Source organism: Tahibacter amnicola, from assembly GCF_025398735.1.
Lineage (GTDB): Bacteria > Pseudomonadota > Gammaproteobacteria > Xanthomonadales > Rhodanobacteraceae > Tahibacter > Tahibacter amnicola.
Window position 1 is genome coordinate 1,753,553 of record NZ_CP104694.1, and the last position, 22,021, is coordinate 1,775,573.

The window sequence follows — 22,021 nt, forward strand, 5'->3', positions numbered from 1 at the left end:
CTGAAAAAGAACAAGTACCGCAGACAGCCGGGTAACTGGCGCTCATACCCCAGCGGTTGACTCCGTGACCCGGACACAAAAACGGCCCGCATGCGGGCCGTTTTTTCGTCGCGTGGAACGCCAGGGCGTCAGGGCGCCATGCTGTCCGGATCCTGCGCCGGCAGCGCATTGGCCTCTTCCGGGAAGTTTCCGACCAGCTGGATGCCTTCGCCGTGCAGGGCGCCGTTGCCGACGTTGACCACGGCGTGGGCGCGCGTGGTGTCGATGGGTTCGGCGACGGCGCTGTTGCCTTCGATCTTCACATCACGGAAAGAGGCGTCGCCCAGGTTGAGCATGGCCGATGCTGTCATCACCGAGCCGCGACGGCCCGTGACGGTATTGCCGGCCATGCGCGAGCGCGCCAGCTCCAGGCGTCCATAGTTGACCAGGATGCCGGCGTCGCGCTGGGCCGCCAGTACGGCGTTGAAACTGATTTCGCTGTCGGCGCCGCGCAGCGTGCCGTAGTTGGTGACGATGGCGTTGGCGCCGTCGGCCGTGCTGTCTGTCACGCGGACGCGGTCCAGGTGCAGCACGCCGCGATTGACGATGGCGCCGCGGCCGGCTTCGGCAAGGCCAATGTTCTCCAGCGCAAGCTTGCCGGTGGAGGCGACGCCCACGAGGGCAAATTCCTGGTCGGAATAGCGGCGGATCTCGGCGCCGTTGCCGACGATGGTGATTGCCGTGCGCACATAGGGCAGCGCCAGGGCACGGTCGCGGTCGGACGCACTGCGGAAGACGTAGAGACCGTCGGGGGCCAGTTCGATGCGATCGGGTTCACGGGTGGACTCCGCCTTCTCGATGGCGGCGACGAGTGCGGCAGCGTCGCGGTCGGGAATACGGAAGGTTTCGGCGTGGGACGTCGTTGCCGCCAGGCCGACGGCGAGTGCCGTCAGAAGAATTCGATGCATGCGGGACCCCTGGGAGTGCGAAAGCAAGGCAAAGCTGCGACAGGCGCCTAGAGCTAACGACCTAATTGACGCAGGGACTGTGACTGGCGTCCCAGATTGTATGGAGGTGCGATTCTGGCCGGGCGCCATGCGTGCGCCTGCGTCATACAAGTAAATTATGTGCTGTTGTTGCTTTATGTGCAGCGCCGCGGGCGTCAGGATGAGGCCTTAGGTACGTCCCACGGATTGTCCAGGGCGATCAGCCACCGGCCGTCGGACTGGCGGCGCACCACGTCGGCTGTGCGGCCCGACAACCGCACCGGTGCGCCGTCCACGGCCGTCCCTTCCAGCTGCCAGTCCGACCAGAGTATTGCCAGGTCATCGCCGGGGAGGAGATCACGCCGGCTGAAGCTGAACCTGCCGCGTAGCGCCAGGAACCCGCCCATTGCATCGCGGATGGCATCGAGACCCTGTACGGTCGTGCCGGGCTGGGCAATCAGACGGGCGCGCGGCTCGAACAGGGCCATGAGCCCGTCCAGGTCGCCGGCATTGAAGCGTTGCTCGAACAGGGTATGGACATCTTCGGCGCTATGCGGATACATCGCGGTTCCTCCCGTCGGTCATGACGCTTGTACGGCCGAGCCCGCATTGGCGGATGCACGCCCGTCCTGCCCACCTTTTACCGGCGCGACCGGAGTTGGCACAATGCCCGACCCCCGTTGCCCGAGTGCTCCATGTCGCGTCGTATTGCTGCCCGTCGTTCGCCCATCCACGGCAATGGTGTTTTTGCCGTCACCGATATCCCCGAAGGCGTGACGGTCGTACGTTACCGCGGCCGCCTGCTGACCCATGCCCAGGCGAACAAGGCGCATCCGGAGAACACCGAAAACGGGCATACGTTTCTCTTCACGCTCAATGAACGTTATGTGCTGGACGCCAGCGTGGAAGGCAACATCGCCCGCTGGATCAACCACAGCTGCGATCCGAATTGCCGCGCCGTGCATGAGGAAGACCCGGACGGTGACAAGAAGAAGGACCGCATCCTGATCGAGTCCATACGTCCGATTCGCGCGGGCGAGGAACTCAGCTACGACTACGGCATCACTCTGGGCGAGCGCCAGACCAGGCGGCTCAAGCAGATCTGGGCCTGCCGGTGCGGGGCGCCGAACTGCACCGGTACCATGCTCAAGCCGAAGAAGCGGGGCGCGTAGCAGCGCCTGGCGTGGCGCCTCACCCCTTTCAGGGGGCGCCGTTCCGGTCGCGCGACGTGTACGGTTCCCGCTGCCGGGCGGCGTGCACAAACGGAATTTTTTGGCGCAGCGGACGGGGCGCGCTGAATCCGCCGCCCGTGGGTCGATGTGCCGGCCGTCGGCGCGGGCGGGTTCCCGTCTGGCGGCTTGTGCATACCTTCCTTAGAATGCCGACGCATCGGGTGCCCAAGGCAGTGAATCCATGCGTGGTCATAAGAATCTTGTCGTGGTGGGGCTTTCCGACGAAGACACGGCGCACCTGCGGCTCCTGATGCGCAAGGCAGGTGACGACCTGCACCATCGCTGGCGCTGGGGCACCGAGGAAGGGTCTGATCTGGTTATCGTGGATCCCTCCGTATTTGCCGGCCAGATGGCGCGCAGCCGTTCCCTGGCCGCCGGATTGCGCGTCGCCCTGGTGGTCGGGCAGAAGCCGGCAGACGTCGGTCGCGAGCTGATCATGTACCGGCCGCTACGTCTGGAGAACGTCGTCGAGGTGCTCAACCAGGCCGGTGGTGATCTGGTCGCGCCGCCGCCGATCGACATGGGGCATCCGGTGCTGTTCGACGAACCCGCATCCGGTGCGACGATCATCGATGACTCCGACTACTTCACCCGGATGCTGGAAGAAGAGGCCACGGGACACCACCTCAAGCCGCGCTCGACCGAGCCGCCGGCCGTCGGGGTGGACGAGCTCTTCAAGCGCGACGAGGCGGCGCACAAGCCGCAATTCAACGTCACCGTCACCCTCGACGACGACACGCTGATCGAAGGATTCCGCGCCACGCCGAGCAAGCGGGCCGAGTCGCGCATGAGTGACCAGCCTGAGGCGATGGCGCGTCGCAGTTCCGCGCCCGGCCCCAACATGACGGTGCCGTCGCGGCGTTCCCCCGATACGGGCCGCCACGCGATGCGCACCTACCTCGACGGCAACCTGCTCGGCGGTCCTTCCCAGATCAAGCTGGACCAGGTGCCGGCATTGACCCTCGATCCGAAGCACTCGGAGTTCTATACCTCGGCCACTTCTGCGCAATTGCAGCCTTATTTCCGCCAGCCCCTGGCGGTCGCCGAATGGCGCGCGCTGACGACGGCCGAGTTCGGCCAGGTGCGCGAAACGCTCAAACCCCAGTCTTGCCGGCGTCTGACCTGGCTGGATGTGCTGTTCAATTCGGAAGGACGCTTGTCACCGCAACTGGATCCGGGCGGAAGCTATCGCCTGCGCGGCCACGGCGACATGGCCGAGGATATTCCTAATCACCGCAAGATCTGCGATGCGCTGCAGGTGTCTGCACCGCTCAACCAGATCGCGCAGACCGCCGGTGCCTCGATGGCCGAGGTATTCAGCATGGTCAGCGCCTATCACGCCATCGGGATGATCGAATGCACGCCGCGTGCATCGCTGCGGACGGCGCCGAAAACACCGGAGAGCAAGCCCAACCTGCTTTCGCGCCTGAAGCGTCCGTTCGGCAAGTCCTGATCACCTTAGCGGCGCAGATCGACCACGACGGGACGATGGTCCGAACCGATGTCCGGGCCGACGACATAGCGCGTGGCCTGCCAGTGGTGACTGACCATGACGTGGTCCAGCGGCAGCGAGAGAATGGGGCGCAGCCAACCCGGTGGGCCCCAGGTCGGTCGTGGTCCGAAACCCGTATCGGCGTGGCGCAGACCGCTCGCTGATTCCAGCTGCGCGAACGCGGCTGACCATGGCGTGGCGTTGAGATCGCCTGCCAGGATGGCGGGCTGCGCAGACTGCCGCACCAGGGTGGCCAAATCCTCAAGCACCGCGTTGCGCCAGGCCGTACCGGTAGCGCCGACGGGCGGAAACGGGTGGGAAAGCCACAGCCGTGCCGGCGAACGGGCTTCATCGAAACGCAGCTCCAGGGTCACGGAGGGGGTATCACCGTGAGTGCGTTCGACGATGCGCGACTCCGGCAGGCGCGACCACAGTCCGATACCGAAATTCGCCGTGCCGGGCAGGGCAGTCCGCGTGGGATAGGCAGTATCGAGTGACCGGAACATTTCAGCGGCGTGGGGGCTCAGTTCGAGAACGCCGACGATGTCCGGGTCTTCCTGGGCAATCCATGCCAGCAACCGCTCCGGTGCCGGGTTTGCCGTGTGGATATTGGCGATGAGAACGCGCAGCCGCGTGCCCGTCGACACGGTCGTTGTACCGGAGCGCAGCATCGGAGCGGCGAGCAGGGCAAGATTGCCCAGCAGCACCAGACCGAACACGATGCTGCCCGCCCAGCGACGCGTCAGCAGCGCCGTCACCAGGGCGAGACCGCCGGCTGCCAGGTACTGCCAGCGAAAATGGCTGAAGAGATCCAGGAACCAGTGCCAGCGCCCCATCAGACCGGCGAGGCTGGCCAGCACCACCATCCAGCCGATCCCGACGACCGGGCGGCTGAGGACCGCGGTGAGCCCCAGCGGCGTGCGCGCGGACGGGGCGGGCGGCGTTGTCGTGGTCATGCGGCGATGTCGCTCCGGCGGGCCTGGCGGCCCGGACCTCCGGGCGCCACCGTAGTCTGGCGCGTGGCATCAGTCCAATCCCAGGGCAAAGCAGGCCAGGGCAACGATCAACCCCAGCGTGGGCACTGCCATCGTCATGGCGGCCATGGGCCAGTAGGCGGCCTGGTGCGTGTCACCGCAGATGGCGCGGATGGTGGTGACGATGTAGCCGTTGTGCGGCATCGCATCGAGCGCGCCGGATGCCAGCGCAACGCTGCGGTGCAACTGGCCCGGGTCGACCCCTTGCGCCAGGTACAGCGGTGCCAGGATGGGCAGCGCGATGGCTTGCCCGCCGGACGCGCTGCCGGTCATCGCAGCGATGAGGCTGACGGCGATGGCGGCATTGACGATGCCGCCGCCGGGAAGATGGGTGATCCACGTGACCGTTTCGGCGAAGGCCGGCGCGGCCTTTGCCACCGCACCGAATCCCACCACGGCCGCGGTATTGCCGATGGCGATCAGGGCGCCGGTGCTGCCTTCGGCCAGGGCGTGGCCTGGCTGGGCCAGGTACCGCCATCCCAATGCCGCAGTTGCGACGCAGCCGGCGAACAGCGCAATGATCAGGGCGCCCGTGTGGTAGCGCTCGTGCAGCAGGAAACTCAGCGCCAGCACAACCAGCAGCGGTACCAGTGACAGCAGCGGCGAGGGCAGATGGCTGCGGCTGGATACCGGGTCGTTTTCGCGCGTTTCGAAACGTTCGCCACGCGCTTTCGCGCGGCGGATCATCGAATTGAGCCACCATTGGCCGAGCGCGGCCATCACGATTGCCGCCACCAGGCTGGCCTGCCAGCCGGCCCACGGCGAGGTATGCAGGAATTTTATCGGAATCCAATTCTGGATTTCTGGCGAACCCGCGGCCGTCATGGTGATGGTGATCGAGCCGAAGCCCAGCGCAGCCGGAATGAACCGTCGCGGCAGGTCGGCTGCGCGAAACAGGCTCAGTGCCGTCGGATACACGGAGAACGCCACCACGAACAGGCTGACGCCGCCGTAGGTGAGCACCACGCAGGCGGCAACCACCGCAAAGGCGGCATGACGCACACCGATGCGATCGACCACCCAGCGCGCCACGCTCTCGGCGGCACCGGTGTCTTCCATCAGCTTGCCGAAGATCGACCCGAGCAGGAACATGAAGAACCAGCTCGACACGAATCCGGCAAACCCCTGCATGTACGTGCTGACCAGGTCGGTCGCGGATTGACCTTCCACCGGCAGCAGCGGCAGCCCGCTGGTGAGCGCGACGATGGCTGCGCACAGCGGCGTGGCGATAAACAGGTTCACCCCGCGCATCGCCAGCACGATCAACAACGCCAGGCCGCAACCCAGGCCGACCAGACTCAGCATGTTCCACTCCTGTCCGCGATGGCGGCGAGTATCGGCAGGCCGGTGAACCGCTCCCACTGGACCAAGGTACAAGTGTGGACCCGGGGCACGCGCACTAGCCTTCGGGCGGTCATCCGTCGTCCTGCCCGAGGGAATCATGAAGCGCACGCCGTTGTGTCTTGCCATCGCCAGCCTGATGGCCTTGTCGGTCGTCCAGGCCACTGAATCTCCCGCGGATGACGCGCAGACGGCCCAGGCACGGGATGACGCCGGCGGTATCGACCCCGCGCGTCTGGACGAGGTCACCGTCACGGCGCGCAAGCGCGAGGAAACCCTGCAGGACGTACCGATCTCCGTCACCGCCTTCACCGCCCAGGCGCTGGAAAAGCTCAACGTTTCCGATATCAGCGACCTTGCGGGAAAAGTCCCCAACCTCACCATCTACGCCGCACGCGGATCGAACTCGACACTGACCGCCTATATCCGCGGTATCGGGCAATCCGATCCCCTGTGGGGCTTTGAGCCCGGCGTCGGCATCTACCTCGATGACGTGTACATCGCGCGTCCGCAGGGCGCTCTGCTGGACGTGTTCGATGTGGAGCGCATCGAAGTGCTGCGCGGGCCCCAGGGCACGCTGTACGGCAAGAACACCGTCGGCGGTGCCCTCAAGTACATCTCCCGACCATTGCCGGCGGAGACGGAAGGTTTCGCATCCGTCACGGTGGGCAACTACGCCCAGCGCGATATCAAGGCGGCCATCGGTGGCGGCAGCGACGATGCACGCTGGCGCGGTCGGATTGCATTGGCCTCGCTCGATCGCGATGGTTTTGGCGAAAACCGGGTCACTGGCGAGGACGTCAGCGACAAGGACACCGTTGCGCTGCGCGGGAGCATCGGCTTCTTTCCCAATGACCATTTCAATGCCCAGCTCGCGTTCGATGGCGTGAACGATCACTCGAACGTGCGCGGCGCGAAACGGCTGGCCGTCAACCGGTTCGACCCCTCCGCGACGCCGCCCAATGCCAGCAACTACGACGTGCAGAGCGGCATGCCCAATGTCAACGAAACCGAGACGCGCGGACAATCCCTGACGCTCAACCTCGTGCCGGGCGGTGATTTCACCTTCAAGTCGGTGACGGCATACCGGAAATCCGACACGGCGACCAATATCGACTTCGACACGCTGCAGGCCAGGATCACCGACGTCAGGGCCTACTACGACGATGATCAGCTCACCCAGGAGTTCCAGCTCAACTACGATGCGGCGGGCGCTTTTCACGGCGTAGCGGGTCTGTTCCTGTTCCGTGGCGAAGCCAGTGGCCTGGTTCTCAACAATTTCCTCAATGCCTCGTTCGGCTCCACCTCCGGTACGGTCGAGACGGACAGCCTCGCGCTCTACGCCGATGGCACCTATCAGTTCAACGAGGCCTTCAGCGTGAGCGGCGGCATCCGCTACACCCGCGAGGAAAAGACCGCCGACGTGCTCAATCGCACCTTCACCGATGCCACCTTCGCCACGCCAGTGGCGACGACGGCGGATTTCAAGGATTCGGTCAGCACGAACAACGTGTCGCCAAGGATCTCGCTCGACTATCACGTCACGCCGGATGTCCTGCTGTATGCCTCGGCGTCGCGCGGCTTCAAATCCGGCGGCTTCAATATCCGCGCCAATGTTGCTGCTGCGCCGGACTCGGCACGCCCGTTCAAGGACGAGCAGGTCGATGCCTTCGAGATCGGCAACAAGCTGGCGCTGATGGACGGCCGTTTCCATGTCAACACCGCGCTGTTCCACAACACGTACCGGGACATCCAGCTGTCGGTGTTCACCTCCTACACCCTGCCCAACGGTACCCAGGGATTTTTCGGCGATTTCACCAATGCCGGGCGCGCCACCGTGAACGGTGCAGAAGTGGAATTCGCCTTCAAGCCCGATGTGCACTGGACCTTCAGCGGCAACCTGGCCTTCCTTGATCCCGAGTACGACGAGTACATCGACCGCGGGGTCAACATTGCCTCGCGGCAGCGCTTCACGAATGCACCGGCTTTCCAGGGCGGGCTTAACGTCGAGTACACCACGGACTTGGGCGCCGGCGCATTGACCGCGCGCGTGGGCTACCGCCACCAGACCAAGGTGGTTCCGACGACCGATCTGTCGACGGCGATCGCCCAGGACGAGTACGGCCTGCTCGACGCGGCGATCGTATGGGACACCGGCACGGCGTGGAATCTCGCCCTGCGCGGCACGAACCTGACAGATCGCTCCTACCGTACGACGGGATACAACATTCCGGCGCTGGGTATCCTGACCGGCTTCTACGGGCCGCCGCGGCAGGTTTCTGTGACGGCGACCTACGCGTTCTGAGGGGCGGACCGGTGATCCGGTTCAAGGGGGATATTCGGTATGCTGCGTCACGGAGTTCCCTCTGCAACCGAAGTCCGGATGTGCCTGCCATGGCCAGCATTACACGACGGATGCCCTTGCTGCGTACCTTGTCCGGGTGATGCCCTCTAAAGCGATCGTCATCGCCGCCGGCCTGATCTGGCTCGGCGGCCTCTTCGCCGTTGCGCTCTGGGGCGAGCGGCGCGGCGATCGGTTATCGCGCCAGTGGCCCTGGATCTACGGATTGTCCCTGGCGGTGTACTGCACCTCGTGGACGTTCTACGGCACCGTCACGCAGGCGGCGCAGTCCGGCTGGTGGCTGCCGCCGACCTTTGTGGGTTCGATCCTGCTCTACGTGTTCGCGATCGGCGTGCTGGAAAAGCTGGTCGCGATCGCGCGCGAGTACAACGCCAGCTCCATTGCCGACCTCGTGGCCGCGCGGCTGGGACGCAGCAGCAGCGTGGCGGCGATCGTCACGGCGGTGGCGGTGCTGGGCATCGTTCCCTACATCGCCCTGCAGCTCAAAGCCGTGGCCATGAGCTATTCCATCCTGACCCAGGGCGGCGCGCCGCCTGGCCCCGCCTGGCAGGACAGCGCGCTGTGGGTGGCGCTGGTGATGGCGCTGTTCGCGATCCTGTTTGGCACGCGTCGTGTCTCGGCGGCGGAACACAATCGCGGGCTGGTTCTGGCGATGGCCTTCGAGGCCGTGCTCAAGCTGGTGGCGATGCTGGCGCTGTTGTGGGTGATTCCGCAGGTGCCCGCAGCCAGCGGCGTGGCACCCGGCACGCAGGGGGACGGCAGCCTGGTGGGGCTGGTCATTCTGGGGGCGCTGGCCATGTTCACGCTGCCGCACCAGTTCCACGTCGGCGTGGTGGAGTGCCGCCAGGTACAGCACCTGGCGACGGCACGCTGGCTGTTTCCGCTGTACATGGTGCTGATCGCCGTGCCGATCCTGCCGTTGGCCCGGGCCGGCGAATCACTGCTGGCTGCGCGCGGCGTGCCGTCTGACCTGTATGTTCTGGCCCTGCCGATGGCGACCGGCCACGACAGCCTGGCCCTGCTGGCCTTCCTCGGCGGATTGTCTGCGGCGACGGGCATGGTGATCCTGGCGACGCTCAGTCTGAGCCTGATGATCGGCAATCATTGGCTGGCGCCGTTGTGGGTCCGTGGCGGCTGGGCCTACGGCCGTGGCGGCGATCTGCGCGGGGCCGTGCTGCTGCAGCGACGGGTCGGCGTGGTGGCCATCGTGCTGCTGGCCTGGATCTACAGCCGTGCGGTCAGCGCCGGCGACGCGCTGGCGGATATTGGCGCCATCTCGTTCTCGGTGCTGGGGACCCTGGCCCCGGCCGTCCTTGTCGCGGTGTACCGGCCGGGCATCGGCCCGCGCGTGGTCGCCGCCGGAATCGCGGCCGGTGTGGCAGTGTGGATCTATGTACTTTTGCTTCCCTCGCTGCTCGACGCGCAGGGCGCATCGCCCGCCTGGCTGACGCAGGGGCCGTGGGGGGCGTCCTGGCTGGCACCCGAGTCGCTGTTCGGACTGGGCGGGTGGGAACGTCTGAACCGGGCGGTGATTCTGTCGCTGGGCATCGAGATTGCCGTGATCGTGCTGCTCACGCCGCGTGCCGGCCGCCGCGCAGGGCGCGAGCGGCTGGCGGTGGTGCCCGTCGAGCTGCAGCGCATTGCGCGCAGATTTCTGAGTGAGGAGCGCGTGGCGGCCCTGTTCGCCGACAGCGCGCAGCAGCCTGTGATGACGGAGACCGACGTCGCCCGCGTCGAGCATGAACTGGCGGCCGTGATCGGGACGGCCTCGGCGCGGTTGCTGGTGGACACGGTACGGCGTGAGGCGGGCCCGCAGCTGGACCAGGTGGCGAGCATCGTCACCGAGGCCTCGGCGGACCTGCGCTTCAACCAGCGCGTCCTGGAAGCGGCCCTGCAGAACATGAGCCAGGGCATGTGCGTGGTCGGGCCTGACCTGTGCCTGGTCGCCTGGAACCGGCGCTATGCGGAGATGTTTGGTTTTCCGCCGGAGATGCTGCACGTGGGACGCCCGATTGCCGACCTGCTGCGCCACAGCCTGGCGCAGGCGGTACTGGGTGATGCCGACATCGATGCCGCGGTGCAGCGGCGCCTGTTCCACCTGCGTGCCGGAACGGCCTACGTGGCCGAGCGGCGGTTGTCCGACGACACGATCATCCAGATCCGGCGCAATCCGATGCCTGGCGGCGGGTTCGTCGCGACGTTCACCGACGTGACGGTGTTTCGCCACAACGAAGCAGCGTTGCGGCGCGCGAACGAAACCCTGGAAACGCGCGTGATCGAACGCACGGCCGAACTGGAGGCTGCCACGCGCGAAGCGCAGCGGGCGCATGCGGCCAAGAGCCGTTCGCTCGCCGCGGTGAGCCACGACCTGGCGCAGCCGCTCAATGCCGCGCATCTGTTCACTCACGCGCTGTCGCAACAGCTGCGTCACCCGCAGTACCGCGAGGCGGTCGACAACATCGACGGTGCGCTCAATTCGGCCGAAGCGCTGCTGGGGGGATTGCTCGAAGTCGCGCGGCTGGACGCCGGCGGCCTCAAGCCGCAACCGGGCCCGGTGCGCATCGATGACCTGCTGCAGCACCTGGCCGCCGAGTTCCGCGTGCTCGCCGCAGAGAAGGGCCTGGCCCTGCACGGCGTGGCGACACGTGCGTGGGTCCTGACGGATGCGCCGCTGCTGCGTCGCGTGCTGCAGAACTTTCTCGCCAACGCGGTGCGCTACACCGCCACCGGACGCATTCTTGTGGGGTGCCGGCGCCAGCGAGGGATGCTGTGGATCCAGGTGTGGGACAGTGGCGTCGGTATTGCGCCGGATGACCAGAAAGTCATTTTTGAAGAATTCCGACGCCTTGATCGCGGCGGCAGCGGGCTGGGAATTGGTCTTTCGATCGCGCAGCGCATCGCCGACCTGCTGGACCATCCGATTGCCGTGCGATCGTGGCCGGGACGCGGCAGCTGCTTCAGTGTCGGCGTACCGCTGACCACGGCGACCGCACCGGCGTCGACAGAAATGGCTGCGCCGGCGGTACGTACGCCGCGGCGGCGGGTACTGGTGATCGACAACGACGCGGCAGTGCGCAAGGCGATGCAGGCGCTGTTGTCGGGCTGGCACTGCGACGTGTCGTGCGCCGCGGATTGCGCCCAGGCCCTCGCGGCCGTCGTTGCATCCCGGCCAGACCTGGTGCTGCTCGACTTCCATCTCGATGGCGAGGTGACCGGCGATGCGGTACTGCATCGTCTGCGAGCCGAAGCCGGCGAGATTCCCTGCGTCTTCATCACCGCCGATCGCGGCGAAGCTGTCCGCACGGCTTGCGAAGATCTCGGGTGCCCGGTGCTGTACAAGCCGCTCAAGCCGCTGGCACTAAAGTCGGTGATGACGCGGCTGGCAGGCAGCGACAACGCCGCGCCGGCGTGACGACGACGTTGACCGGGCATTGCGATGGCAATGCGGCGCGCAGAGTCGCTATGCTCGGCCTCCAAAGTCCGAACGCGAGGGAAGGCGATGACGGTCAACGAGTGCCTGGGAACGTTCTACGGCAAGCCGGTCCGCGAGTTCCGCCACGGCGACGCGATCACGCCGGGCGATGTCGTCTACCGGCTCACGCAGGACTACGATGATGAGGAAAGCCAGGAGGAACTACTGGCGGACTTCCTCGGCAAGGTCGACGCCTCGCAGCTCCAGGCGCTGGTCATCGGCGCCTGGTCCGAGGCGACGGACCGCTCGCCGGATGGCTTCCTCAACGCCCTGATCGCCCGTCGCGCGCAGTTGCCCCGGTTGGCCGCCCTCTTTGTCGGCGACATGACCTACGAGGAGTGCGAGATCTCCTGGATCATCCAGACCGGCTATTCGGCATTGCTGGAGGCGTTTCCGGCGCTGGAGCTGCTGCGGGTCCGCGGCAGCACCGATCTCTCATTCCAGCCTGTCCACCATGCCGGCCTGCGCGAGCTGGCGATCGAATGCGGGGGGCTGCCATCGTCCGTCGTCAACGCCATCGCCGCCTCCCGGCTACCGTCGCTGCGGCGCCTGGAGTTGTGGCTGGGCGACGACAACTACGGCTTCGACGGCGACCTGGACACCTATGTCCGCCTCATCGAGGCGATCGAGCCCGAACGGCTGGAATACCTGGGATTGCGCAATGCGATGATCAGCGATGCGCTCGCGGCGTGGCTGGCAAAGCAGTCGTGGTTGCCGAAGATCGGACACCTGGATCTGTCCATGGGGACGATCGGCGACGAAGGGGCCCAGGCCCTGCTCGACAGCCCCTACGTCGCGCAGCTCCGGACGCTGGACGTGAGTCATCACTACATTTCGGCGCCCCTGGCGGCGCGTCTGCAGGCGCTGCCCGTGAAAGTCATCCTCGATGATGCCCAGGACGACGACGAACGCTACGTTGAAGTCGCCGAGTAGGAACCTGCTGCTCGTCGGACGCGCGGCCTCGCGCCGCACGCTGCTGCTGCGCGAGGCGCTCGAGCGGCGCGGTATCGCGTTGCAGGTGATCGAATGGCGGGATCTCGCGGTGCGGCCATCGGTCCTGGCCACTGCGCTCGCGCGGCACCACCCGTTGGCTTGCAAGATCGATTCGCCCGGCGAAGATGCGGCGACCACGGACCGCCTGATCACGCTCGGCTGGCAGCGCCGCGGCGAACCCGGTGTCCGCCCGCACCCGCTGCAGCACGGTGAATTGTCGTTCCGTCACTGGTGGTACGCGGGTTTTGCCCACGTGCTGGCCGGCGTGTCGCAGGCGCTGCGGGGCTCCGCGCCGGTACCGCCACTGGTGAATTCGGTCGACGGCATTCTGGCAATGACCGACAAATGGCGCTGCCAGCAGCGACTGGCAGAAGCGGGTGTCCCGGTGCCGCCGCTCGCGGGACGGGTCGTGTCGTTCGACCAGCTGGAAAGTGACTACCCGGCCACGCGATGGCCGCGGTTGTTCATCAAGGCGCGCTACGGGTCGTCGGCGGCGGGCGTAGTGGCCCTGCAGCGACGTCCCGACGGGCGTGTGTCGGCCATGAGTGCAACCCGCTTGGGCCCGCACGGCAGGCTGTTCAATCATCTGCGTCCGGCGCTGTATCGCCGTCGGGCCGATATTGCGGCGCTGGTCGACCGGCTCGCCGCGCAGGAGGCCTATGCCGAAGCGTGGATCACCAAGCCGCGTACGCCGGATGCCGCGGGAAGTCACTACGACCTGCGCGCTGTCGTGTTCGGCGGCCGCGTGCGCCAGCGCGTGGCGCGGCTGAGCCGCGGTGCCGTTACGAACCTGCACCTGGGCAACGCGCGTGCGGCGCCCGACTGGTTGTGCGCAGGGCGTGAAGCGCGCATGGCGCGCGCGGGCGAGCAGGCGGCGTCCGCGTTTCCGGCCTGCCATTCGATCGGCCTCGACCTGATCGTGGACCATCGCGGTGCACACGTGCTGGAGGCGAATGCCTTCGGCGACCTCCTGCCGGGCCTGTGCTACGAAGGCAATAGCACCTATGACGACCAGGCAGCGTGGATGACGGCCCATGGTTGATCCCATTCCCGACATGAATCAGATCGTCGGCAGTCACGACATCGTGCTGCTGACGCTCGACACGCTGCGCTATGACGTGGCCCAGCAGGAATTCCTGGCCGGCCGGCTGCCCCACCTGGGTGCCTTCCTGCCCGCGGATGGTTGGGAGAAGCGGCATACGCCCGGCAGCTTCACCTATGCCGCGCACCGGGCATTCTTCGCCGGATTTCTGCCGACACCGGCCGAGCCCGGCCTGCATCCACGCCTTTTCGCGCTGTATTTTCCAGGTAGTGAAACCACCCACGAACACACCGCGGTGTTTCACAGTGGCGACAATATTGCCGCGGCGCTGGCGCACCTGGGGTATCACACGGTCTGCATCGGCGGGGTCGGCTTTTTCAATCCCTACACGCCGCTGGGACGCGATTTGCCAGGATTGTTCGACGAAGCGCACTGGCGTCCCGCGTTTTCCGTCGTCGCACCCGATTCCACGGCAGCCCAGGTGACGCTGGCCTGCCGGCGCCTGAGCGATCCGGATTTCGCGCGCCGGAAGCTGTTCCTCTTCATGAATATCTCGGCGTTGCACCAACCGAATCATCACTACCTGGCTGGTTGCGAGGTCGACGACATCCATAGCCACGCGGCCGCGCTGCGCTATGTCGATGAGGCCCTTGCACCCCTGTGGCGCACGCTGCGGCGGCGCGGGCCGGCCTTCGTCATCGTCTGCTCGGACCACGGCACGGCCTATGGCGAAGACGGCTACACCGGACACCGGCATGCGCACGAGGTCGTCATGACCGTGCCCTACGCGCACTTCCAGCTCCCCCGAATGACCGGCAGCCCCAATGACTGACCTGCTTGAACGCCTGGCGGCGTCGCCGTTCGAGGCCTACGCCTATTCGTATCCGCACAAGACCGCGTACCGGGCGCTGGCAGAAGCGGTGCCCCTGGCAGGCGCGTGGCAGGCTGAGGATCGCTCCCGGCTTTTTGCCTATTTCCACATTCCCTTCTGCACCTACCGCTGTGGCTTCTGCAACCTGTTCGCCATTGGCCAGCCCGGTGATGACCTGGTGGATCGCTATCTCGACCAGATGCAGCGGCAGATGACCATCGTTGCCGGACAGCTGGGCGATCACCGCATTGCGCAGGTGGTACTGGGCGGTGGAACGCCCAGCTATCTGACGGCCGCCCAGCTGGCGACGCTTTTCGAGGTCATCGGCCGGCGCTTCACGGTGGACCTTGGAAAGGCACCCGTCGGCATGGAGGTCAGTCCGGAAACGGCGACCCATGACCGTCTTTCCGTGTGCCGCTCGGCGGGCGTCGACCGGATCAGCATGGGCGTGCAGAGTTTCAGCGAGTCCGAGCTGTCAGCCCTGGTGCGGCCGGCGTCGGTGCGGGCCGTGCTGGATGCCGTCGACGTGATCCGCCGGCTGGATTTCCCCACGCTCAATCTCGATCTGATCTATGGCATTCCCGGCCAGACGCCTGCCTCGTTCGTGCAGTCGCTGCGCCAGCTGCTCGCGCTGCAGCCGGAGGAGATCTACCTCTACCCGTTGTACGTGCGGCCGCAGACCGGAATGGATCGCCTGGCCCGCCAGCCCGCCGACGCCGCGCGACGGCAGTTGTACGAGGTCGGCCGCGATCACCTTCTGGCCTCCGGCTATCACCAGGTGTCAATGCGGTTGTTCCGCACGACGCCGCTCACGGCCGCCCCGGCGACGGCCTACCGTTGCCAGGATGACGGCATGGTCGGCATCGGCTGCGGCGCGCGGTCCTATACCCGCGCGCTGCACTATTCCGACGACTACGCCGTGGCGCGTTCGGGCATCCATGCGATTCTGCGCCGTTACGTCGAACTGGCGCCGGAAGCATTCGCACAGGCGCGGCACGGTTTTGTGCTCAATGACGAGGAGCAGCGCCGCCGTTATCTGATCCAGTCGCTGCTGACCTGGCCGGGACTGGGCATCGCGGATTACGCGACGCGGTTCGGGGAAACGCCGCAGCACGACTTTCCCGAGATCGACGCCCTGCAGGCGGCGGGGCTCGCGCGAGCCGATGCCGCGCATATCGCGCTGACGCCGGAGGGCATGGCGTATGCGGATGCGATCGGGCCCTGGCTCAATTCCGCGCCGGTGCAGCAGCGCATGGCCGAGTACGCGCATGCGGTCTGAATCCGTGCTACGGCTTCTGTATCGCGGGCGCCTGTCCAGTTGCAACTACGACTGCGGCTACTGCCCGTTCGCCAAGCGGCGCGACAGCCGCGAGACACTCCGGCGCGATGCGGCGGACCTTGCGCGGTTTGTCGAATGGGCACAGGCAGCGCCGGAGTCCCTGGCTATCCTGTTTACGCCCTGGGGCGAGGGGCTGGTGCGCCGACACTACGTCGAGGCACTGGTGCGCCTCAGCCACGCTCCGCGCGTGCGCCGTGTTGCCATCCAGACCAACCTGAGCAGCAACCTGCGCTGGCTTGAACGCGCCGATCCCGCAACGCTGGCGTTGTGGTGCACCTACCATCCTTCGCAGATCACGCGGGAACGGTTTCTCGCACGGGTTTCCCGCCTGCACGATGCGGGCATCCGCTTCAGTGTCGGCATGGTTGGCCGGCGCGAGGACCTGCCGGAAATCGAAGCGATGCGTCACGCACTGGCGCCGTCGGTGTATCTGTGGATCAACGCCTTCGATCCGCTACCGCGGGACTACTATTCGGCCGACGAGATTGAGCGCCTGGGCCGGATCGACCCGCATTTTCCGGTCAATCTCGCGCCGCCGCCCAGTCGCGGCGCCGATTGCCGGGCGGGAGACTCGGCATTCTCCGTCGACGGTGATGGCGCGGTGCGTCCCTGCCATTTCGTGCAGCGCGACCTGGGCAACCTCTACGACGGCAGTTTCCGGCAGCGGCGCGGTGTGCAGCGGTGTCCCAATGCCACATGCGATTGCTACATCGGTTACATGCACCGGCGCGACCTGCCTGCCATGCGCGCGTTCGGAGACGGTGTACTGGAGCGCGTGCTGGCGCTGCGTGAGGTGCCGCTGTCAGCGTAGGAAGCGCGAAGCGCGCGCCTTGAGCAGGGCGACGAGCGCCTCGTCCATGTAAGGAAACACATCCGGGATATCCAGGCAGACGAGGCGCTTGCCCTTCAGCTGGGAGCGGAACCGCTGGTGCAGGCGCAGCCGATGCGCATTCTCCATCACGACGACCACATCGGCCCAGGCGAGCAGGTCCGGGCACACCGGACTGGCGCAGGTCGGGTCGGTGCCCGCGGATGCGGTCTCGATGCCGGGGTAGTGCGCGAACACCTGCTCGGCCGTCGGGCTGCGCAGGCGATTCTGGCTGCACACGAACAGGATGTTCATGCGCCGGGTGCGGCAATGCTGCCGGACATCTGCGGCGGCGTTTTTCCACGGCCGGCGATCCAGCGCAGTACGCACACCTGGCGCGTCCACGGCACTACGCGCACCGGCAGGCCCAGTGCGCGTTCCGCGCAGGCCAGGGCGTCTTCGAGCAGGGCATCGTGCAGGGGGCGGAAGAACAGCGGCCAGCTCAGGCGCGCAAGTCCCTGCGGGCGCATTTGCAACACGTGGCGCAGGCGCGTGGCCGTGGCGTTGATCGCGGCGACGTCGAGGCCATGCCAGCCGTCGAATCCGCGGGGCCCTTCGAAGCGGAAGCGCACCGCCCTGGACGGTTCGTAGTGCTCGACCCGGTAGCGCACCGGGCCATGCCCCCCGGCCGCGCCCTCGCCCAGCGGCGCGGACAGGCGCATCGGCATCCACTGCGCCCGCGGCCACAGGCGATCGTCGGCGCTGGCAAGTGTGTCGATCAGGCCGCCGACGGCATCCAGCGGTGCCGCAAGAACCCGCTCGTGAACATTGATCACCGGCATGTCGGTGTTTCCCCGGAGTGCGCGCTGTGGCCCGGAATGGTAACCGGCGCGGTGGGAAGATCCTGCTGCTGCGACATCGTGAAGCGCACGGGTAAGGTCTGGGCCAGTTGGTCCAGACCTTCCCTCGACGTCACATGCTCCGCCGGATGGCCGAAGGCGGTGGGGCGACCGGGCGTTTCTCCGTATAGTCGACGATTCAATTCATTGTCCGGGAGGTAGCCGTGAAGCGTTCCCCTGTCGCTCCGCCACGCCGTTGGCGTGTATCGCCCCTGGTGCTGGCCTGCCTTGCGGGCATTGCCGGCGCCCAGACCTCCTCGAAGATCGAGCCGGCCCTGCGTTCGCTCGCGCAGCAGGGTGAGCCGGTCGAGGCGCTGGTCACGGTCGCGGGGCGGGCCGATCCGCGCCTGCTCGATCCGAACGCGGATCACCTCTCCCGGCGCCGCGCCTGGGTGGAAACCCTCCAGGCCACGGCCCGCGAGCGCCAGGGTGACCTGGTCGACTTCCTCGCTGCCCGCGGCGTGGAGTACCGCTCTTTCTGGATCAACAACACGATCTGGATCAAGGCGGATGCCGCGACGCTCGAGCTGCTGGCGCAGCGCGCGGACGTCACTCACCTCCACGCCAATCCGTCGGTGAGCAACCGGGTGCCGCAGCCGGTGGCCGAACGGAACGCACAGCCGGTGCCAACGGGCATTGCGTGGGGCGTGAGCAAGATCCGCGCGCCGCTGGTGTGGGCCGAAGGCGTCAACGGCGCGGGCGTCGTGGTGGCCGGCCAGGACACGGGCTACCGCTGGGATCATCCGGCCATCAAGGGCAAGTACCGGGGCTGGGACGGTATGGCGGCGGCCCATGCCTACAACTGGCACGACGCGATTCACAGCAATGGCGGCACGAGCTGCCCGTCGGATTCGCCGGCAGCCTGCGACGGCCAGTCGCACGGTACCCACACCATGGGCACTATCGTTGGCGATGACGGCGGTACCAACCAGATCGGCGTGGCGCCCGGCGCGCGCTGGATCGGCTGCCGCAACATGGACGGTGACGGCTACGGCTCGCCGGCCACCTACACCGAATGCATGCAGTGGCTGCTGGCGCCGACAGACCTCGCCGGCGCCAATCCCAACCCGGATCTCGCACCGGACGTGATCAACAATTCCTGGGGTTGCCCGGAAGAGGAAGGCTGCACGACGGGGCAGGAAATCAAGCAGGCGGTCGACAACCTCGTTGCCGGCGGCATCGTGTTTGTCGCGTCCGCCGGCAATGGTGGCACTACGTGCGGCGGCATGACCATGCCGCCGGCCATCTATGACTCGGCTTTCGCCGTTGGTGCGACCGACAGCAGCGACCGCCTTGCCAGCCTGTCGCTGCGCGGCCCGGTCGCGGGATCGAACCTGATCCGTCCGGATCTGTCCGCGCCCGGCATCCAGGTGCCCTCGGCCGTCCCGCCGGCGGGTTATGCCAACCTGAGCGGTACCAGCATGGCGGGCCCGCACGCGGCCGGCGTGGTGGCGCTGATGATGTCGGCCAACCCCGCGCTCAAGGGTGATGTGGCCCGCGTAGCGCAGATCCTGCGCGAGACGACGATCACGGCCGGCATCACCAATACCAATGGCCTGACGCAGAGCTGCGGCGGTACCGCCATCACCACCTGGCCGAACAATATGGTCGGCTATGGCCGCCTGGACGCCTGGAACGCATTCCGCCGTGCCGAGTCCATCTTCGCGACCGGCCACGAGTGATGTCACGGAGCCTGCCCCGCCGTGCGGGGCAGGCTAAACTTGCGTGCAATGACCACCGCCATCCGCCAAGACACCGTTGACGACCGCCTCGTCGTCGCCATTTCCTCCCGTGCGCTGTTCGACCTGAGCGAAAGCCATGCGCTGTATGAGCGCGAAGGGCTCGATGCGTATCGCCGCTACCAGATGGACCACGAGGATGAACTCCTCGCGCCGGGTATCGCATTTCCACTCGTACAGAAATTGCTTCGGCTGAACGGGTCGGGTGCGAAGGTGCCGCGGGTCGAGGTGATCCTGCTGTCGCGCAACTCGGCCGACACCGGCCTGCGCATTTTCAATTCAATCGAACACTACGGGCTGGGCATCGAACGCGCCGCCTTCACCAACGGCGCGCCGACGCATAACTACGTGCAGCCCTTCCAGGCCGACGTCTTCCTCTCGGCGCATTCGGACGACGTCAGCCACGCTCTGGCGGCGGGTGTCGCTGCTGCGACCATCCTGCCTTCCAAGGCGCCGACGCTGGCCTCGGAGCAGCTGCGCATCGCGTTCGACGGCGACGCCGTGCTGTTTGGCGATGAGTCCGAGCGGGTGTCCCAGGAACAGGGGCTCGATGCCTTCCACCGGCACGAAACCGAGCACGCCGCGCGGCCGTTGAGCGGCGGCCCGTTCCGCGGCTTTCTCGATGCCCTGCATCGCATCCAGAGCGCGTTTCCGCTGGAGCAGTCGCCGATCCGCACCGCGCTGGTCACGGCGCGTTCGGCGCCGGCGCACAAGCGGGTGATCCTGACCCTGCGCTCCTGGGGCGTGCGCATCGATGAAGCCCTGTTTCTGGGGGGGCGCGACAAGGGGCCGTTCCTGGAAGCCTTCGGGGCCGACATTTTCTTCGACGACTCCCGCAACAATGTCGAGTCGGCGCGCCGTCATGTCGCGACGGGGCATGTCCCGCACGGTGTATCGAACCAGGCACGGTGACGGCGTCCGCGCCGGCGCCCGTGGCGGATCCGCTATGATGTCCGGCCATTTCCGCTGTCAGCCTGCCGCGTGATCGATCACCTCAAACGCCAGTTCGCCGATGCCTGGCACTTCGTCATCGCGCCGGGTGTTGCGGCCCTGATGCCGTGGCGACTGGCGTGGCGCTGGCTGTGCTGGTTGTCCCGGCGTTCCTTCGGTGCCTTCGACGAGGCAGCACGCGCGGCGCAGCTGCATGCTCCCAACTACCTGCCGATCGCAGACCCCGTCGCGTTCGGCGCGCGCGTGCGGCTGCACTGGCTGATCGATACCTGCGACCTGTACCTGTCGTTGCTGCGCCGGCGTCGCGACGTGCTGCCCTGGCACGTCGAGCAGGTGGGGCAGTGGCCGCGTGACGGTCATTTCGTGGTGGCCGGTTTTCATCACGGCAACGGCCTGTGGGTCTTCCGCACGCTCGCGGCGGCGGGCTACCAGGCCGCACTGGTCTCGGCGCGCTGGGACAAGGCCGATTACCCGGGCTTGCCGGTGCGTTACTGGTATGGCCGCGTCCGTGGCGGCGAAGTGGCACGGATCAGCCAGCGGCCGGTGATCTACCGGCCGGGGGCCAAGGCACGCCTGGCCCAGGCGCTGGAGGAGGGTGCTGCCGTGGTGAGCGTGCTGGACATGCCGCCACGCCTTGCGCCGCGCGGCCAGAAGCCGGTGCGCCTGCTCGGCGCCGATGCCTGCTTTCCCGACGGCACGCTGGAACTGGCGCGGGGCGCCGGCGTGCCGGTCGTACCGTACTGGATGGAATACGACCTTGATCGCGGCATCCGCCGTTTCGTGATCGGCGAGCCCATGGATCCGCACGCGCCCGACACGCTGCAGCGCCTGGCGGACCTGCTCGACACGGCCATTCGCCGTACGCCGTCGGCGTGGTTTTTCTGGCCTGAGTGGTCGGCCTGGTTGGCTGACACGCCCGCCGCCATCGCGGCGCCGGCCGCAGCCGCCGGGGTATCCGAGAGGAGTGAATGAATGGATATATCTGATTTTATCTTTGTGACGGAAGTGGATGACGGCCCGGCCTTTGCCGACGATCTGTTCCGGCGCAAGTTCGGCCAGGGCGTGCCGACGTTCCGTCACCACTTCGTGAGCCTCTATCGCAAGGCCTGGGATCACTTCATGCCGGCCTGCTACGTGCACATGACCGATTGCCAGGATATTGCCCTCATCGGCGGCGCCTGCACCGACGGCCGCACCGTCGCGGCCATGGACGAGGCGCAGCGTGACTGCGTGCGCCAGTCCGGCGGTATCTACCTGCACGCGCTGCGCCACATATTCTGCCGTCACCACGACGACTACGATGCCTTTTTCGGCGTGTGCGGTGATCCGCGCGCCTACGAGGTGGACCGCCAGGCCGGTTTCGTCGACACGCCGATTGCGCAGCTGATCGTGTACACGCCGCGGCCCCTGCGCGCGGCGCGCCTGGCGGAGCTGACCGCCAAGGCGAAGTCCTTCATGCCCTTCTGACTATTGCGGGGAAT

The 22,021-nt window shown here is 66.9% G+C and carries 19 protein-coding genes; 13 read left to right on the top strand and 6 right to left on the bottom strand.

What is annotated here, in order from left to right; all coding sequences use genetic code 11:
- Positions 1-128: 128 nt before the first annotated feature.
- On the bottom strand, positions 129-947 hold the full coding sequence (locus N4264_RS07300; RefSeq protein ID WP_261696402.1) for a hypothetical protein: 819 nt from the start codon (positions 945-947) through the stop codon (positions 129-131).
- Positions 948-1,141: 194 nt separating this feature from the next.
- A complete protein-coding gene (locus N4264_RS07305; RefSeq protein WP_261696403.1) occupies positions 1,142-1,528 on the bottom strand; it encodes a YybH family protein in 387 nt (128 codons plus the stop codon).
- 132 nt (positions 1,529-1,660) lie between these two features.
- Between N4264_RS07305 and N4264_RS07310 the strand changes: the two genes are divergently transcribed.
- Positions 1,661-2,137, top strand: coding sequence for an SET domain-containing protein (locus N4264_RS07310; protein ID WP_261696404.1), 477 nt, complete (start codon positions 1,661-1,663; stop codon positions 2,135-2,137).
- Between the two features lie 241 nt (positions 2,138-2,378).
- On the top strand, positions 2,379-3,650 hold the full coding sequence (locus tag N4264_RS07315) for a hypothetical protein (RefSeq protein ID WP_261696405.1): 1,272 nt from the start codon (positions 2,379-2,381) through the stop codon (positions 3,648-3,650).
- Positions 3,651-3,655: 5 nt separating this feature from the next.
- Here N4264_RS07315 and N4264_RS07320 read toward each other — a convergent pair whose 3' ends face one another.
- Positions 3,656-4,645 carry an endonuclease/exonuclease/phosphatase family protein gene (locus N4264_RS07320; RefSeq protein WP_261696406.1) on the bottom strand — a complete coding sequence of 330 codons (990 nt, stop codon included), beginning with the start codon at positions 4,643-4,645 and terminating at the stop codon, positions 3,656-3,658.
- Between the two features lie 69 nt (positions 4,646-4,714).
- Positions 4,715-6,028 (bottom strand): GntP family permease, encoded by a 1,314-nt coding sequence (locus N4264_RS07325; RefSeq protein WP_261696407.1) that lies wholly within the window; start codon positions 6,026-6,028, stop codon positions 4,715-4,717.
- Between the two features lie 136 nt (positions 6,029-6,164).
- On the opposite strand from N4264_RS07325, the gene N4264_RS07330 reads away from it, so the two are divergent.
- From N4264_RS07330 to N4264_RS07360, 7 genes are all read left to right on the top strand, one after another.
- A complete protein-coding gene (locus tag N4264_RS07330; protein ID WP_261696408.1) occupies positions 6,165-8,369 on the top strand; it encodes a TonB-dependent receptor in 2,205 nt (734 codons plus the stop codon).
- Between the two features lie 139 nt (positions 8,370-8,508).
- Positions 8,509-11,838 (top strand): hybrid sensor histidine kinase/response regulator, encoded by a 3,330-nt coding sequence (locus N4264_RS07335; RefSeq protein WP_261696409.1) that lies wholly within the window; start codon positions 8,509-8,511, stop codon positions 11,836-11,838.
- Positions 11,839-11,925: 87 nt separating this feature from the next.
- Entirely contained in the window at positions 11,926-12,831 is a 906-nt protein-coding gene (locus N4264_RS07340; RefSeq protein ID WP_261696410.1) for an STM4015 family protein, read from the top strand.
- On the top strand, positions 12,815-13,933 hold the full coding sequence (locus N4264_RS07345) for an STM4014 family protein (RefSeq protein WP_261696411.1): 1,119 nt from the start codon (positions 12,815-12,817) through the stop codon (positions 13,931-13,933). Before N4264_RS07340 ends, N4264_RS07345 begins: the two co-directional genes overlap by 17 nt.
- Positions 13,926-14,765, top strand: coding sequence for an STM4013/SEN3800 family hydrolase (locus N4264_RS07350; RefSeq protein ID WP_261696412.1), 840 nt, complete (start codon positions 13,926-13,928; stop codon positions 14,763-14,765). Before N4264_RS07345 ends, N4264_RS07350 begins: the two co-directional genes overlap by 8 nt.
- Complete coding sequence (locus tag N4264_RS07355) at positions 14,758-16,083, top strand: STM4012 family radical SAM protein (RefSeq protein WP_261696413.1); 1,326 nt, start codon at positions 14,758-14,760, stop codon at positions 16,081-16,083. The genes N4264_RS07350 and N4264_RS07355 overlap by 8 nt, the downstream gene beginning before the upstream one ends.
- Positions 16,073-16,954, top strand: a complete 882-nt coding sequence (locus N4264_RS07360; protein ID WP_261696414.1) for an STM4011 family radical SAM protein — start codon at positions 16,073-16,075, stop codon at positions 16,952-16,954. Before N4264_RS07355 ends, N4264_RS07360 begins: the two co-directional genes overlap by 11 nt.
- On the opposite strand, the gene N4264_RS07365 is transcribed toward N4264_RS07360, so the two are convergent.
- Positions 16,946-17,266: a low molecular weight protein tyrosine phosphatase family protein gene (locus N4264_RS07365; RefSeq protein WP_261696415.1), complete on the bottom strand. Its 321-nt coding sequence runs from the start codon at positions 17,264-17,266 to the stop codon at positions 16,946-16,948. The two genes, N4264_RS07360 and N4264_RS07365, sit on opposite strands and share 9 nt — an antisense overlap.
- On the bottom strand, positions 17,263-17,793 hold the full coding sequence (locus N4264_RS07370) for an SRPBCC family protein (protein WP_261696416.1): 531 nt from the start codon (positions 17,791-17,793) through the stop codon (positions 17,263-17,265). Before N4264_RS07370 ends, N4264_RS07365 begins: the two co-directional genes overlap by 4 nt.
- A 221-nt stretch (positions 17,794-18,014) precedes the next feature.
- Here N4264_RS07370 and N4264_RS07375 point away from each other — a divergent pair, with 221 nt between their 5' ends.
- The 4 genes from N4264_RS07375 (at position 18,015) to N4264_RS07390 (ending at position 22,007) form a co-directional block, all read left to right on the top strand.
- Positions 18,015-19,532, top strand: coding sequence for a S8 family serine peptidase (locus N4264_RS07375; RefSeq protein WP_261696417.1), 1,518 nt, complete (start codon positions 18,015-18,017; stop codon positions 19,530-19,532).
- Between the two features lie 48 nt (positions 19,533-19,580).
- Complete coding sequence (locus N4264_RS07380; protein ID WP_261696418.1) at positions 19,581-20,501, top strand: 5'-nucleotidase; 921 nt, start codon at positions 19,581-19,583, stop codon at positions 20,499-20,501.
- 69 nt (positions 20,502-20,570) lie between these two features.
- Complete coding sequence (locus N4264_RS07385; RefSeq protein WP_261696419.1) at positions 20,571-21,512, top strand: lysophospholipid acyltransferase family protein; 942 nt, start codon at positions 20,571-20,573, stop codon at positions 21,510-21,512.
- The gene (locus N4264_RS07390; RefSeq protein ID WP_261696420.1) at positions 21,513-22,007 is read left to right on the top strand and encodes a hypothetical protein; all 495 of its coding nucleotides are present in this window, start codon (positions 21,513-21,515) and stop codon (positions 22,005-22,007) included.
- Positions 22,008-22,021 lie beyond the last annotated feature (14 nt).

Coding starts and splice junctions, on each gene's coding strand:
- N4264_RS07330 (WP_261696408.1), top strand. CDS start 6,165: ATGAAGCGCACGCCGTTGTGTCTTGCCATCGCCAGCCTGATGGCCTTG.
- N4264_RS07370 (WP_261696416.1), bottom strand. CDS start 17,793: ATGCCGGTGATCAATGTTCACGAGCGGGTTCTTGCGGCACCGCTGGAT.
- N4264_RS07350 (WP_261696412.1), top strand. CDS start 13,926: ATGGTTGATCCCATTCCCGACATGAATCAGATCGTCGGCAGTCACGAC.
- N4264_RS07335 (WP_261696409.1), top strand. CDS start 8,509: ATGCCCTCTAAAGCGATCGTCATCGCCGCCGGCCTGATCTGGCTCGGC.
- N4264_RS07320 (WP_261696406.1), bottom strand. CDS start 4,645: ATGACCACGACAACGCCGCCCGCCCCGTCCGCGCGCACGCCGCTGGGG.
- N4264_RS07300 (WP_261696402.1), bottom strand. CDS start 947: ATGCATCGAATTCTTCTGACGGCACTCGCCGTCGGCCTGGCGGCAACG.
- N4264_RS07325 (WP_261696407.1), bottom strand. CDS start 6,028: ATGCTGAGTCTGGTCGGCCTGGGTTGCGGCCTGGCGTTGTTGATCGTG.
- N4264_RS07365 (WP_261696415.1), bottom strand. CDS start 17,266: ATGAACATCCTGTTCGTGTGCAGCCAGAATCGCCTGCGCAGCCCGACG.
- N4264_RS07360 (WP_261696414.1), top strand. CDS start 16,073: ATGCGGTCTGAATCCGTGCTACGGCTTCTGTATCGCGGGCGCCTGTCC.
- N4264_RS07340 (WP_261696410.1), top strand. CDS start 11,926: ATGACGGTCAACGAGTGCCTGGGAACGTTCTACGGCAAGCCGGTCCGC.
- N4264_RS07315 (WP_261696405.1), top strand. CDS start 2,379: ATGCGTGGTCATAAGAATCTTGTCGTGGTGGGGCTTTCCGACGAAGAC.
- N4264_RS07390 (WP_261696420.1), top strand. CDS start 21,513: ATGGATATATCTGATTTTATCTTTGTGACGGAAGTGGATGACGGCCCG.
- N4264_RS07355 (WP_261696413.1), top strand. CDS start 14,758: ATGACTGACCTGCTTGAACGCCTGGCGGCGTCGCCGTTCGAGGCCTAC.
- N4264_RS07380 (WP_261696418.1), top strand. CDS start 19,581: ATGACCACCGCCATCCGCCAAGACACCGTTGACGACCGCCTCGTCGTC.
- N4264_RS07305 (WP_261696403.1), bottom strand. CDS start 1,528: ATGTATCCGCATAGCGCCGAAGATGTCCATACCCTGTTCGAGCAACGC.
- N4264_RS07310 (WP_261696404.1), top strand. CDS start 1,661: ATGTCGCGTCGTATTGCTGCCCGTCGTTCGCCCATCCACGGCAATGGT.